This is a genomic window from Novosphingobium sediminis, assembly GCF_007991615.1.
In the GTDB taxonomy this organism is placed as follows: domain Bacteria; phylum Pseudomonadota; class Alphaproteobacteria; order Sphingomonadales; family Sphingomonadaceae; genus Novosphingobium; species Novosphingobium sediminis.
The window spans coordinates 55,813-69,130 of the sequence record NZ_BJYR01000015.1 but is presented as its reverse complement, the minus strand read 5'-3'; the positions used below and the strand labels follow the sequence as shown (position 1 = coordinate 69,130).

Annotated in this window: 11 protein-coding genes; 3 read left to right on the top strand and 8 right to left on the bottom strand. The window is 65.3% G+C overall.

Features of this window, described 5'->3' with window-relative positions; genetic code table 11:
* Position 1 precedes the first annotated feature (1 nt).
* The 5 genes from NSE01_RS11745 to NSE01_RS11725 form a co-directional block, all read right to left on the bottom strand.
* On the bottom strand, positions 2–511 hold the full coding sequence (locus NSE01_RS11745; protein WP_147159821.1) for a GNAT family N-acetyltransferase: 510 nt from the start codon (positions 509–511) through the stop codon (positions 2–4).
* Between the two features lie 73 nt (positions 512–584).
* Positions 585–3,161: a CPBP family intramembrane glutamic endopeptidase gene (locus tag NSE01_RS11740; RefSeq protein WP_147159820.1), complete on the bottom strand. Its 2,577-nt coding sequence runs from the start codon at positions 3,159–3,161 to the stop codon at positions 585–587.
* A complete protein-coding gene (locus NSE01_RS11735) occupies positions 3,158–3,898 on the bottom strand; it encodes an ABC transporter ATP-binding protein (protein WP_170233824.1) in 741 nt (246 codons plus the stop codon). The genes NSE01_RS11740 and NSE01_RS11735 overlap by 4 nt, the downstream gene beginning before the upstream one ends.
* A 111-nt stretch (positions 3,899–4,009) precedes the next feature.
* A complete protein-coding gene (locus NSE01_RS11730; protein WP_147159818.1) occupies positions 4,010–4,675 on the bottom strand; it encodes an SDR family oxidoreductase in 666 nt (221 codons plus the stop codon).
* Between the two features lie 118 nt (positions 4,676–4,793).
* On the bottom strand, positions 4,794–5,909 hold the full coding sequence (locus NSE01_RS11725; protein WP_147159817.1) for a TauD/TfdA family dioxygenase: 1,116 nt from the start codon (positions 5,907–5,909) through the stop codon (positions 4,794–4,796).
* A 223-nt stretch (positions 5,910–6,132) separates the two neighbouring features.
* Between NSE01_RS11725 and NSE01_RS11720 the strand changes: the two genes are divergently transcribed.
* The gene (locus NSE01_RS11720) at positions 6,133–7,326 is read left to right on the top strand and encodes an MFS transporter (RefSeq protein WP_246135181.1); all 1,194 of its coding nucleotides are present in this window, start codon (positions 6,133–6,135) and stop codon (positions 7,324–7,326) included.
* Here NSE01_RS11720 and NSE01_RS11715 read toward each other — a convergent pair.
* A complete protein-coding gene (locus NSE01_RS11715; protein ID WP_147159816.1) occupies positions 7,323–8,717 on the bottom strand; it encodes a helix-turn-helix domain-containing protein in 1,395 nt (464 codons plus the stop codon). The two genes, NSE01_RS11720 and NSE01_RS11715, sit on opposite strands and share 4 nt — an antisense overlap.
* A 149-nt stretch (positions 8,718–8,866) precedes the next feature.
* Between NSE01_RS11715 and NSE01_RS11710 the strand changes: the two genes are divergently transcribed.
* Positions 8,867–10,462 (top strand): isocitrate lyase, encoded by a 1,596-nt coding sequence (locus tag NSE01_RS11710; protein WP_147159814.1) that lies wholly within the window; start codon positions 8,867–8,869, stop codon positions 10,460–10,462.
* Positions 10,463–10,521: 59 nt separating this feature from the next.
* Positions 10,522–10,680, top strand: a complete 159-nt coding sequence (locus tag NSE01_RS21315; protein WP_169793754.1) for a hypothetical protein — start codon at positions 10,522–10,524, stop codon at positions 10,678–10,680.
* Positions 10,681–10,773: 93 nt separating this feature from the next.
* Here NSE01_RS21315 and NSE01_RS11705 read toward each other — a convergent pair whose 3' ends face one another.
* On the bottom strand, positions 10,774–11,598 hold the full coding sequence (locus NSE01_RS11705; protein ID WP_246135180.1) for an alpha/beta fold hydrolase: 825 nt from the start codon (positions 11,596–11,598) through the stop codon (positions 10,774–10,776).
* 11 nt (positions 11,599–11,609) lie between these two features.
* Positions 11,610–13,307: a PHA/PHB synthase family protein gene (locus NSE01_RS11700; RefSeq protein WP_147159811.1), complete on the bottom strand. Its 1,698-nt coding sequence runs from the start codon at positions 13,305–13,307 to the stop codon at positions 11,610–11,612.
* Positions 13,308–13,318 lie beyond the last annotated feature (11 nt).

The window sequence follows — 13,318 nt, the reverse complement described above, 5'->3', positions numbered from 1 at the left end:
ATCAGCCGCGCCAAGGGCCGAGCATGCCCTCTGTGGGCAGGACGGCGGGATTGGCCGTGCGGCAAAGCAGGCGCGCCGGGTCCCACGGTCCGGGCAGCTTCCACCCGCTAGTGTGCGCGGCGGAGAAGCCGAAGAAGCGGCCGTAGTAATCGAGATCGCCGATCATCACTTGCGGCAGCGGCGCGCGCGGATCGATGGCGGTGAGGCTGGCGGTGACGAGCGCCTTGCCATAGCCAGCGCCCTGCAGGCCGGGGAGCACTGCGACCGGGCCGACCATGATCATCGGGTGCGCGCGGCCATTCGGATCGGTGAGCGCCACTGGCCAGCACTGGATCGTGCCCGCGATGTGCTCGCTTTCATCGAGCGCGGCGAAGCTGAGGCCGGGCAGCCACTCGGTCCCTTCGCGCACCCTGTAGGCCGTGCGCGCGAAGCGGTCCGGCCCGAAGGCGGCGTCGAGCACGTCCTCGATCAGCGCGGGATCGATATCGGCAAGCGGGATCAGCGTGGCCAAGGCTTGAGTGGCTTTCGGGCAGCGGCAGGGAAGCGCGCCGATAGCGGGCGAGGGGGCCGGGGGCAAGCGTCTGTCAGGTCGTCAGCACGGCGACCGTGTTGTAGGTCATGTGCAGCACAACCGATGGGGCGAGCCTGCCGGTGCGCTTGAACAGCAGGCAGCTCAGCGCGCCAAGCAGCCCGACCGGAAGCCAAGCCATCGGCGGATGATAGATCGCGAAGAAGGCGGCGGCGGCGAACACCGCCTTCCAGCCGCCCCACTGCCGATCGAGCGCGCGGTAGAGCAGGCCGCGGAACAGATACTCTTCCGCGAAGGGTGCGCAGAGGATCGCGATGAAGCCATAGCTCAAGCGCAGTGCCGGGTTGGCAGCAAATTGGGCATGGGTGGCGGCGATGCCGGGCGCGAACGCCGGATACATTGCGAGCACGTGGATATAGACCCACAGAAAGCCGCCAAGCAGCAGGCCTAGTGCCAGCCCTTCGGCCATGGCGCGGCCATAATCCCTGAAGAGGCGCCAGAGCGTTTCCCACGGCGCGACGAACATGTGCACCGTGTGCTGGGACGGGGGCGACCACAGCCATGCGGCAGCGGGGTGCATGCCGCGGTCCTCAAGGATCCGCGCTGTCACGATCGAGACTAGAACAGCGCTTGCCGAGTAGCCGATCGCCATCGCCACCGGCACGCTTGCCTGCCCGCCAAAGCCCGCGGCGAGGGCCGCGATGATGGAGGATACTTCGATCATCGCGCTGATCGCAATCATCGCGTGCATCAGGGTGGGCGGAGGCGGCAGTTTTTCCGACCACGGATCATAGAGATAAGGGAGGCGCGCGCGGAAGTTTTCCCACATCGCCGCGGCCGTTACCCACGAATAGACGATGCCGACGATCGCAAGGCTCCAGACTTGCGTGCAGATGCCGACGGCGAAGGTGAACATGCCGAGTTGCGCGGCCCAGCGCCGACCGGCGGGGACCGGCTGCGCCTCACCCGATTCCGAAACAACCGTGACGAGCGTGACCGCCTTTTCGGCCATGGATCGGGCGAAGACATACCAGCCCATACCCACCAGCGCGATCTTCCACGTGTCCTGCGGGAACAGCGCGCAGCCCAGCAGCAGCAGCACTGCGACCAGCAGCGTCGCGATCAGGGACCACAGCCAGGCCTTGGCCTTGAGCATGCTTTCCATCCCCTGCGGCCAGGTCAGCGCGATCCACAGCGCCGCGCCTTCCGAGACGAGGGACTTTGGACCCAGCACCCAGAGCATGTAGGTGCCGAGCACGATCGCGGCGCCGGCAAGGAAGTTCCAGGATTCCGCCGCGTAGCCCAGCACGCCGCGCATCTGGAACATGTCGTAGGCTGCGATGGTGAGCGGGATGAGGATCGTCTGCACGATCGCGCTGCGATCACGCAGGAACCAAAGCACTTCCTTGCGGTAGAGCGGCTGGCGACCGAAGCGCACTTGCTGCGCCGGGGAGGTGGCGACCGTTTCGGCAGCGAAGGCGCCCGCGAGGCCATTGCGCAGCGAGCGCACGCTGAACCAGACGGCGAAGCCCAGCATGCCCCCCGCAAGCAACCAGCCGAAGGCCAGCGCGCGCACGAATGACTGGCCGCCCGCGCCGTCAAAGCCGAGGAACAGGCCGAGCAGTGGGGCCGGCAGGCGGGCGGCAAAGGCGAACTGGCTGGCAAAATGCGCGACAAGCCAGTTGATCATGACCAGGCCGACGATGGGGCCGAACGTGCCGACAAAGCCGAGCCAGCTGAGAATGCCGATCACGCCCCCGCGCGTGCGCGGGGGCAGGCGCAGCATGGCGCCGATTTCGAGCGACTTGCCAAGGCAGCCCGCCGCCACGCTGATCGGCACGCCGATGAGTGCGGCGGCAGCGAGTCCGTAAAGCGGATCGTAGGCGACAAGGAACAGCCCGCCGACCATGAGCGGCACCGCCCAATAGGCGGGATTGGTCGCTAGCGGCGCGATCATTTCGGCGAGGAACACCGCGCGGGGCCGAACGGGGTGGCTGAACAACCATTCCCACATCGGATGGCGCCGGCGTGTCAGATCCAGTTCCAGCCCTTCACCCTGACAGACCAGCGCGATGAGCCACAGCAGCAGCAGGGCCGAGCCGAGGAAGGCCGGGATCGGCGCGGCAAGCCCTGCCGGCTTGAGGCCGTGCTGCGCATCGTCTTTCGTGACGAGATTGCGGCTGCCCGAACTGGCCACGATCGCGCGCAGCCGGGCGGCGACCTCCTTCCTGTCGAGGTCGCTCCGCGCCGGAGCGATCTCGTATGCTTCATTCTCGATGGCTTCCGAAAGCGCTTCTATGCGCAGTTGCGGCGCAGCGTAATTGATCTGCTCCGCGGCTCGGACCTGTTCGATGAAGTCGGTGCTGACGATCATCCGGCCTTGCAATTCGGCCTCGGCACGCTGGCCGGCATAGACCGCCATGACAATGCTGCCCGCGGCGCAGCCCTGAATGATCAGGCTGACGATCACGAGGATGAACGTGCCGATGCTCGACCAGTCGAAACCCTTGCCGTCGCTGCGCTGGTTGAGCAGTTGCTGCTGGCGCTGGCGGCGACCCTCCGTGCGGCGGCGGGCGGAAGCGAGGAGAAGGCGAACGGTGCCCCAGGTGCCGGGGGGAGAGGCTGCGCTCATTCCTTCGCCGGCCGGGAGGTCAGCTTCAGGAACAGCGCTTCGAGATCGGGTTCGCCGTGGCGTTCGGCGAGATCGGCGAGGGCACCCTGCTCGACAACCCGGCCGGAGTTCACGATCACGGCATGGGAACAGAGCCGCGCGACGTGATCCATCAGGTGCGTGGAAAACAGCACGGTGGTGCCGGCCGCGGCTTCCTCGTTCACAAGATCGTAGAACAGCCGGGTCGATTCGACATCGAGTCCGTTGGTCGGTTCATCGAGCACGAGCAGGCGCGGTTGGTGCAGCATGGCCAGCAGCAGGCCAAGCTTCTTCTTCATGCCGCGCGAGTATTCCTCGGCATATTTGTCGAGATCGTCGGCAAGCCGCATGCGCTGTGCGAGGGTTTCCACCCGCGCCATGGCTTCCTGCACGTCCAGCCCGTGCATCCCGGCGCTGAGCGCAAGAACCTCTCGTCCGGAGAGGTATGAATAGAATACCGGCTCGTCGGGCAGGAAGCCGATCACCCGCTTGACCTCGACCCGTTCCTCGAAGGCATCGAGTCCGGCGACCTGCAAGGTGCCGGATGTCGCCTTGAGGATACCCATGAGCAGGCGGAACAGCGTAGTCTTGCCGGCGCCGTTGGGGCCCAGCAATCCGCAGATCTGGCCGGGCGGGACGCGGAAGGAAATGTCCGACAGCGCGGTCTTGGGGCCGAAAGACTTGGAAGCGCGGTCCACAACGACGATGTCATCAATCATCGGCAGCGCTTTCGACTGCATGAAGGGCGCGGATTCGCGATGAAATTCTACACCGATATGGCTGCATTACTCCAAGTCTAACAGGCAATTACGCAGTGGCAACAGGGGCTTTCACAGCACCACTTCGGCCGGAACCGGAGCAGGCAAGGTGTGCATATCCCAGAAGCGTTCGGCAATTATCTCAGGCGCGAGCGGCGTACCGGGGAGGATCTGACCCGTCACAGTCACCGTGCCGACGCGGATCGGGCTGCCTTCCATTTCCTTGTGCAGCGAGCGAGCAAGGCTGCGGATGCCTGCCTTGCCCACGGCAAGCGAGGCTGCGGGGAGCCACGGTGTGGGATCGAGCGCGAGGCCGCCGCCCGTGAGCAGCACGGAACCTTTCCCGCGCGCCTGCATCGCGGGGAGCACCGCCTGCACGGCCGCCAGCGCACCGCCGACGTTGACGCGGAAATCGGTGATGAGGGCATCGAGCGGGATCTGCGAGGGCGGTGCGGAAGTGGCGCTGTAGGCGTTGTAGATCAGCACCTCGATCGGGCCGAGTTGGGCTTCGACCGCACTCACCGCCGAAGCAAGTGCCGTGAAATCGCCCGCATCGACCGCGCGCAGATCGAGCTTGTGGCCTTCATCGGCCATGGCGGCTGCCAGCGCGCCAGACTTTTCCGGGCTGCGCGCAAAGCCGGCGATGGTGTAGCCGCCTGCGGCAAAGCGCTGCGCAAGAGCCGCGGAGAGGCCGGGGCCCATGCCGATAATCAGCGCGACGGGTCGGGTGGAGGACATGGACGCTTCTCCCCTGCACAATGTGCTGCGACGACGATATCGACTTCAGCTTATGCGCGAAACGCCCTGGCTGCGACGCCAAATTGCGCCGAGCCATCGCACTACCCTTCTGGCACGATCAGTGCGTCTTGTTTGCCAGCAGCCGCAGCCGCGAGTTGAATTCGCCGCGATCGACGTAGCAGCCGTGAAGATGGCGGAAGCCGGTCGAAGGATCGAACGCCTCGCGCCCGTGCAGCACGCGCCGGTTGTCGAACACGATCATTTCGCCCGCCTTGAGCTTGAAAGTGATCTGGTAGGCCGGATCGCGCGTCATCGCCATGAAGGTGCGGTAGGCGCGGTAATAGGCGGGCATCAGGTCGGCCGACATGTCGAAAGTGGCCGCGATATGCGCATTCCAGCGGATTTCGCAGACCTTGCCGTGGCGGTCGAGCGTGATGACCGGCGCATGGGTGCGGATATCCGCGTCGCGGTCATGAAAGCGGAAGGGAATGGCGACCTCGCTCAGCAGGCGAAAGGCGTCCGGGTCTTTCGCACGCAGGTCGTCGGCAAGGGCAAAACCATCGGCAAACAGCGAGCCGCCGCCCTCGGCCTCGTTGGCGATGCAGTGGAGGAACTGGAAGCCCGGCGGTACTTCCTGGTTCGGCAAGTCCGTATGCAGCGGCAGGGTGACGGCGGTATAGGCGAGGTTGTTGGGATCGGGCTTGCTGACGACTTCAAACGTCATCCCGAAGTTGGTTTCGCGCAGGAAGCCGATCTTGCAGGCAATCTCGACGCCCGCGTCGACCCTGTCGTCGAGGCCATCGACGATGGACAGGCCGACTTCTGCCGTATCCTGCATCCACGCCCGGAGCGCGCAGTCGTTGTCGAGGATCCGCGCGGCGCCATAACGCGGCAGGCTGGCCGGGGTCATTTCCGAGCGCCAGATGCGCGGTGCGATCGCAGCAGGATCCTGCGCGGCGCGGCCGGGGCGGTGCGCGGAGAGCAGAGCGGTCGGTACGCGGCTGACGTGGCCATCGGCGAAGTGCAGGATCACCTCGTCTCCCGCCCGCTCCGCATCGACGAGGACCGGCTCGTCATCAAGCGAGAGCAGATCGAGCACGCGCTCTTCGGTTTGCGGATGGAACGCGCTGGGGCAATTATCGCGCAGCCACAGCGTAGGGTAGGTCACGCGGCCTGATTTCGACCACGTGGCGAGGAGGGCATTCGGCCGCACCTCAAGGGCTGATATTTTCATGGGAAGTTCCCGTCACCGAGCAAGGGGGTTAGCTGACGAAGTCGATCAGCCCTTGCGTGGCGGCGGCCGCCAGTCCTGCACCTTGCCATAGCGGAACGACGACGGGCGCCGGCCATGGATCAGGTCTGAGCAGGAGGTTGTCATGGCTTTGAAACGTATTCCTCGGCGGTTGGTTGGACAAGTGTAAAACAAGCATTGCCCTCATTGCCACTTGGGGCACGCCGTGCCACCCCTGCAATCGATGGAAGAAACGCACGGTAGCACCGGCAGCACGGCAAGGGATTCACCCCCTTTCGTCCCCACCCTCATCGGCATCGGTGCGGCGACCGCCGCCGCGCATATCGGCAACAACTTCACCACGTATCTCGTAGGCGGGCTGATGGACCGGTTCGGCTTCACGCCGTTCGCGATGGGCGCGTGGAACATGGCCGAGACGCTCAGCTATGCCGCCGCGATGTTTCTCGTCGCGCCGCGCGCGCGGCACCTTGATGCGCGGGTGCTGGCAATGCTGGCGAGTGTGGTGGTGATCGCGGCGCAGGCAGGATCAGCGCTGACTGGGGCCTATTCGCTGCTGTTTGCGGGGCGGATCGGGACCGGGCTGGGGTTTGGGCTGATGAACAGCGCGCTGAACCTTGCAGCAGGACGCACCGGCAATCCGGCGCGGTGGATCTCGCTGGGGATCGCGGTGCAGACGCTGCTGTATAGCGGCATCGCCATTGTGGTGCCGCAGATCGGGCGCGATCACGGTGCTTTCGGCATGTTTCTCGGGCTTGCCGGGATTTCGGTGCTGTTCGGCTTGTGTGCGCTGCTGCTGCCGGGGGGCAAGGGCGATCTCGAAAGCAGCGCGCAGGCCTCCGCTCCGATCGGTGTGGACGGCGCCCGGGTGCTGGCGGCGATGGCCCTGTTCGCGTTTGGATCGCTGGCGATCTGGCCCTTCATCGAGCGGACAGCGCATGCCATCGGCATCCCCGCGACCGAGTTCGGGCTCTACCAGAGCGTTGCCGTCCTCCTGAGCGCGGTGGGCAATGCGGGGCTCGCCATGGTGATCGGCCGCTTGCCGCGCGCCTGGCCGCTGGCTGCGGCGCTGGGCGTTTGCGCGCTGATGTGCGGCTTGCTGACGACGGTGGGCAGCGCGACTGCTTTTGGCGCCGCGTTCATCGTGTTCATGGTCAGCTGGTTCCTGACCTATCCGCTGCTGATCCGCCTTGCCTATGCGCAGCCGGGCGGTGAGCGACTGGCGGTGATGACTTCGGGCACATGGTTGCTCTCGCAGAGCCTCGGCTCGCTGGCGGCGGGCGCGATGGCGCAGGGCTTTGGCGCCTATACGCTGATCGGGCCGGTCGGCGGGGTGGTCTGCGCGCTGGCCATCGTTGCGGCGATGCCGGTGGCGCGCAGGCTCGACCGGGGCGCGGCCTAGCTTTCGGCGAAGACGAAGGGCTCCGGCGTCTTGCGGTAGTCGTCCGGCAGGATCTCACGCCCGAGCGGGGGCTCGGCGCGGGCGGTGCAGGTGGAGCGGTTGCACAGGCGGCAGGTGACGCCGATGGGTGTGGCGGGCGTCTGGTCGCCGCGCGCATAGACCAGCTTGGGCGCATGTTCGGCAGCACAGCCCAGCGCGATGGCGCGCAGGATGGCGGGCCTGCCATGCGCGCCGCCGCCCGAGGTGACGCTGCGCGCCACGCTGAAGAAGCGCTCGCCGCCGGGGAGTTCGAGCCACTGGGTGAGCACTTCGCCGGGGCGGCGGAAGCAATCGTGCAAGGTCCACAGCGGGCAGCCGCCGCCGTGCGCGGCAAAGGGGAAGCCCGCGCCGTCGAGCCGCTTCGAGACATTGCCTGCCGCATCGACGCGGATGAAGAAGAACGGCACGCGCTCCTGCCCCGGGCGGTTGAGCGTGGTGAGGCGGTGGGCGACTTGTTCAAAGCTGGCGCCGAACTGGCCGGAGAGCGCCTCGATATCGTAGGCGCGGGCCTCCACCGCGCGGGCGAAGCGGTCGTAGGGCATGATGAGGGCAGCCGCGCCATAGGCCGCGAGTGCACGGCGGACGAGCTGGGCGGCGGTCTCGCTCGAGAAACTGGCTCCGCGCACCATGGCGGCAATCTCGCTGCGCAGCGCGGTGTAGGCGATGTGCAGCGCCATCTGCCAGCGGCGCGCCTGCGGGCTGAGCGTTTCGTCGATCAGCAACTGCTCGGCATGGCGATCATAGCGGCGCAGCGCGTCCATCATGATCTCCGCCGGCATCAGGCGGACGCGCAGGCCTTGCTGGCGCAGATATTCGGCAAGGCCGCCTTCCTGCAGCCCGCCAAGCTTCTCGATCTCCTCCGAAAGCGCCTCGGCCTTGCTGTCGAGACCGGGGAAATAGTTGCGCCGCTGGGCCACGAAACGGCGCGCTTCGGCGAGCGGATCAGTATCACCCGGGCCATCGCCGCGCAGACCGGCCAACGCCTGCTGCTCGCGCATATAAGCGGTGTGGAGGCGCAGCATGGCCTCGGTGATTCCCGGATAGCTGGTGGCGACATCGGCCACTTCGAGCGCGGGCAAGTCGATCTCGGCGAAGATCGGGTCCTTCAGTACATCGGACAGGCGGCGGGCGTAATCATCTCGCTCATCCGCCGCGAGATCGCTGACATCGAGCTTGTAGGCCTTTGCGAGTCGCAACAGCAGATCGGCGGTGAGCGGGCGCTGGTTGCGTTCGAGGAGCGCGATGTAGCTGGGCGAGATCGCCAGATCGTCGGCCATCACGGCTTGGGTCAGTCCGAGTTCACGGCGCAGGCGCTTCAGGCGAGGGCCGAGGTAGAGCGGGCGTGATTCCATGGTTTGTCTCGGTCCAGTAAGGGCTGCACAACTTTACAAGCATATTCTGTAAAGTTTGACAACATGACCGCGCCGCGGGTTTCGCGAGGTCCGATCCGGGTCTAGCCGGAGGTCATCAAGCATACTCCCCAACAGGAAGCGAGACTCACATGACCTATTCGCAGACCATCAACGAAGCCGCCAAGGCGATCGCGCCCTATGGCCAGCCCTGGGATGGTATCGACGCCGCCTCGGTGGCGCGCATGCGTCTGCAGAACCGCTTCCAGACCGGGCTCGACATCGCGAAGTACACCGCCAAGATCATGCGCGCCGACATGGCTGCCTATGACGCTGATCCGGCCAAGTACACGCAGTCGCTCGGTTGCTGGCACGGGTTCATCGGCCAGCAGAAGATGATCTCCATCAAGAAGCACTTCGGCACGACCAAGGGCCGCTACCTCTACCTCTCGGGCTGGATGGTTGCCGCGCTGCGCAGCGAGTTCGGCCCGCTGCCCGATCAGTCGATGCACGAGAAGACCAGCGTTCCGGCGCTGATCGAAGAGCTCTACACGTTCCTGCGTCAGGCCGATGCCCGCGAACTGGGCATGCTGTTCCGTGAGCTCGACGCGGCGAAGGCTGCGGGTGACGCGGTCAACACGCACCGCCTGCTGCACAAGATCGACGAGTACCAGACCCACGTCGTGCCGATCATCGCTGACATCGACGCTGGCTTCGGCAATGCAGAGGCGACCTATCTCCTCGCCAAGAAGTTCATCGAAGCGGGCGCCTGCTGCATCCAGATCGAGAACCAGGTCTCGGACGAAAAGCAGTGCGGCCACCAGGACGGCAAGGTGACCGTGCCGCACGAGGACTTCCTCGCAAAGATCCGCGCTGTCCGCTACGCCTTCATGGAACTCGGCGTTGATGACGGCGTGATCGTTGCCCGCACCGACAGCCTCGGCGCCGGCCTCACCAAGCAGATCGCTTTCGTGAAGGAACCGGGCGATCTGGCCGACCAGTACAACGCGTTCCTCGATTGCGAGGAAGTCGATGCCACCACGCTCGGCCACGGCGACGTGCTGATCAGCCGCGATGGCAAGCTGCTTCGCCCGAAGCGCCTGCCGTCCAACCTCTTCCAGTTCCGCCCCGGCACGGGTGAGGACCGCTGCGTGCTCGATTGCATCGCCAGCCTTCAGAACGGCGCGGACCTGCTGTGGATCGAGACCGAGAAGCCCCACATCGGCCAGATCGGCGGCATGGTGAACCGCATCCGCGAAGTGATCCCCAACGCCAAGCTGGTCTACAACAACAGCCCCAGCTTCAACTGGACGCTGAACTTCCGCCAGCAGGTGTTCGATGCCTGGACCGCCGAAGGCCGCGACATGAGCGCCTTTGACCGGGCGCGCCTGATGAGCGTGGACTACGACGGCACCGATCTGGCTGACGAGGCCGACGAGCGCATCCGCACCTTCCAGCGCGATGCGGCGCGTGAGGCGGGCATCTTCCACCACCTCATCACGCTGCCGACGTATCACACCGCGGCGCTCAGCACCGACAACCTCGCCAAGGAATACTTCGGTGACGCCGGGATGCTGGGCTACGTCAAGAACGTCCAGCGCGCCGAAATCCGCCAGGGCATCGCCTGTGTGAAGCACCAGAACATGGCCGGGTCCGACCTTGGGGACGACCACAAGGAATACTTCGCCGGTGAAGCCGCTCTGAAGGCGGGCGGCGCGCACAACACCATGAACCAGTTCGCTGCCTGAGAGCAGACCCACCCCCGACCCCTCCCGCAAACGGGAGGGGGGATTAAAGGAGCAGTACAATGGCTGAACCGACCCGGGCCCGTGCGGTCCTTTCCACCGAAGACTTCAAGCTCATCCGCGAGGCAGTGCTGCACTACCTCAAGGTGATTGAGGACCAGCCGGAATCGGTGAAGTTCTCGCACCTCTATCACCGGCTCGGGAGCGCGATGGGTCGGTAATCCGCCCGAACGCCCCACACGATACTTTCCTGGGGAGGAAAGCTGGCCCGCCGTGCGACCGATCGCGCGGCGGGCCTTTTTGTTGACCGGCAATCAGGCCGCTGCGGCCTGCGTTTCCGAGAGGAACTCACGCAGCAGGGCGACAGTGCGATCCTTGTGGGTGAGCATGAAGAGGTGGCCGCCATCCGGAAAGGTTTCAAGCCGGCTGCCCGGGATCAGCGTCTTGAGGATCTTGCCGTTGATGAGCGGGACGATGGCGTCCTCCTCGCCCATCATGATGAGCGTTTCGGCCTTCAGGAAGGGCAGCACCGGCGCGCTTGTCCAGCCGATCATGCAGAGGAGCTGATAGAGATAGCCGCGCGGGCTGGGGGGCTTGAGCCGCGAGATGTGCTCGTCCTTGCCGCCGGTGAGCCCGCCGTAGAGCGTGCGGAAATGCTGCTCCATGAACGCCGGATCGACGTAGCGGCGCGGGTCGGCCATCTTGCTCAGCGCGGCGAGCTTACCCGGCACCATCAGCATGCCCGCCGTGGTTGCGGCGAGCACCAGCTTGCGCACCTGCCCGGAATGCTGGAGCGCGAAGTGCTGCGCCATCGCGCCGCCCCACGAGACGCCCATGACATCGACCAGCGGCGCGCCGAAGCGCTCCAGCAGATCACTGGCGTGCCAGCTCATCAGGAAGGGATTGTAGGGTACGAGCGGATCGGGGCTGCCGCCCACGCCGGGCATGTCGAAGGTGATGAAGGCCCGGTCCGGCAGCGCATCGGCCAGCGGGGCGACCGCTTCGATATTGGCACCGATCCCGTTGAAGAACAGCAGCGGCGGATGCTCGCTCGGCTGGTCCCAGCGCCAGCGCGCGACACGCAAGTCGCGCCCGCCAACTTGCTCGACCGTGAATTCGGGGCTTTCGCTTATGGCCACGCGGGCTCCTTTCAGGCGGGTTCGAGCACGTAGAGGCCCGGCGCCGCTTCCATCGGCGGGTAGGCCTTGCTGCCCAGCTTTTTGGGTGCCGACACCTTATTGCCCGAGCGCTGCTGGATCCACGCCATCCAGTAGGGCCACCAGCTGCCCGCCATTTCTTCCGCCCCGCCAAGCCACGTATCGACGTCGGCCGGGGGATGCCCTTCTGCCTTGGAGATATAATACTTGGCCTTGGGATTGCCCGGCGGATTGAGGATGGCCTGCATGTGGCCCGATTGGCTGAGCACGAAGGTCACATCCTTCGATCCGAACAGCTGGGTTGAGCGGTAGCAGGCGCGCCACGGGGTGATGTGATCGGTCACCCCGCCGAGCAGGAACACGTCGCTGGTTACCTTCGAGAGATCGATCTTGTGATCGACCATCTCGACTTCGCCCTGCTTCGTGAAGGCGAGCGTTTCGAAGATCGTGAGGAAATCGCCCATCAGCGCGGCGGAAAGGTTGGTCGCGTCGGCATTCCAGAACAGCACGTCGAACGCGGGCGGATCCTCGCCCATCAGGTAGTTGTTGATGACGTAGTTCCAGATAAGATCGTTGGGCCTCAGCCACGCGAACCCGCGCGAGAGATCGGCGCCCTTGATGATGCCCTTCTTCGCCGCGCGCGTCTTGGCGAGCTTGAGGCCGTTCTCGGTCATCAGCGAGCCGGCTTCGATATCGTTCTGCTGCGGATGGAGCACGCAGACCATGAGCGTGACGGTGCCGAGCCGGTCGTCGCCATCGGCGGCCATCTTGCTGGCGAGCATCGCGGTGGTCTGCCCGCCAGAGCAGCCGCCCGAGACATTGACCTTCTTCGCGCCGGTGATCTTGCAGATCACGTCGATCGCCTCGCGGCAGGCGCCGACATAATCGGCCATGTCCCAGTGGCCTTCGTCTTTGCTTGGGTTCTTCCAGCTGATGACGAAAGTCTGGATGCCGTTATCGACCTGCCACTTCACGATCGATTTTTCAGGGCTCAGATCGTTGATGTACATCTTGTTGATCTGCGGCGGTATCGTCAGCTGCGGGATCTCGTGCACTTCGTCCGTCGTCGGCGCGTACTGGATCAGCTCCATCATCGGCGTGCGGTGGACGACATGGCCCTTCGAGGTCGCCACGTTCTCGCCCAGCTTGAAGGGCCGTTTGTCCACCTGGCTGACCATGCCCTTGTTGTAGACAATGTCGTTGTAGGCGTTCTTCAGGCCCTTGATGAGGCTGAGGCCGCCACTATCGATCAGGCGCTTCTGCGCGGTGGGATTGCCGATCAGCGTGTTGGTCGGCGCGATGCTGTCGATGATGATCTGGGTGATGAAGTTGGCGCGGTCGCGCTCGATCGCATCGAGTTCAAGCTCCTCGAGCCAGTTCTTCATGCCCTTCTGCACCGCGAGATAATACTGCGCGCCAGCGCGGAGGAAGGGGTTGTACTGCCAGGCCGGATCCTTGAAGCGCTTGTCCTTGGGATCGGGGGCAAGCCCGCTCTTGCCGGTCAGGATCTGGACCATGTCCTTGCCCAGCGTCTGCGCGTGGCGCATCGTCCGGACGGGGTTGCCTGCGGTTTCGCGCAGCAGCAGCGCCACGGCGCCGACAAAATCTTCACGCGCGAGGCCGACAAGCGGGCCCAGCGCCGTGGTGGACTGAGCAGCCTCATCAACGAGTGAGGCGGTTTCCTTTTTCATCGGTCTCTCCC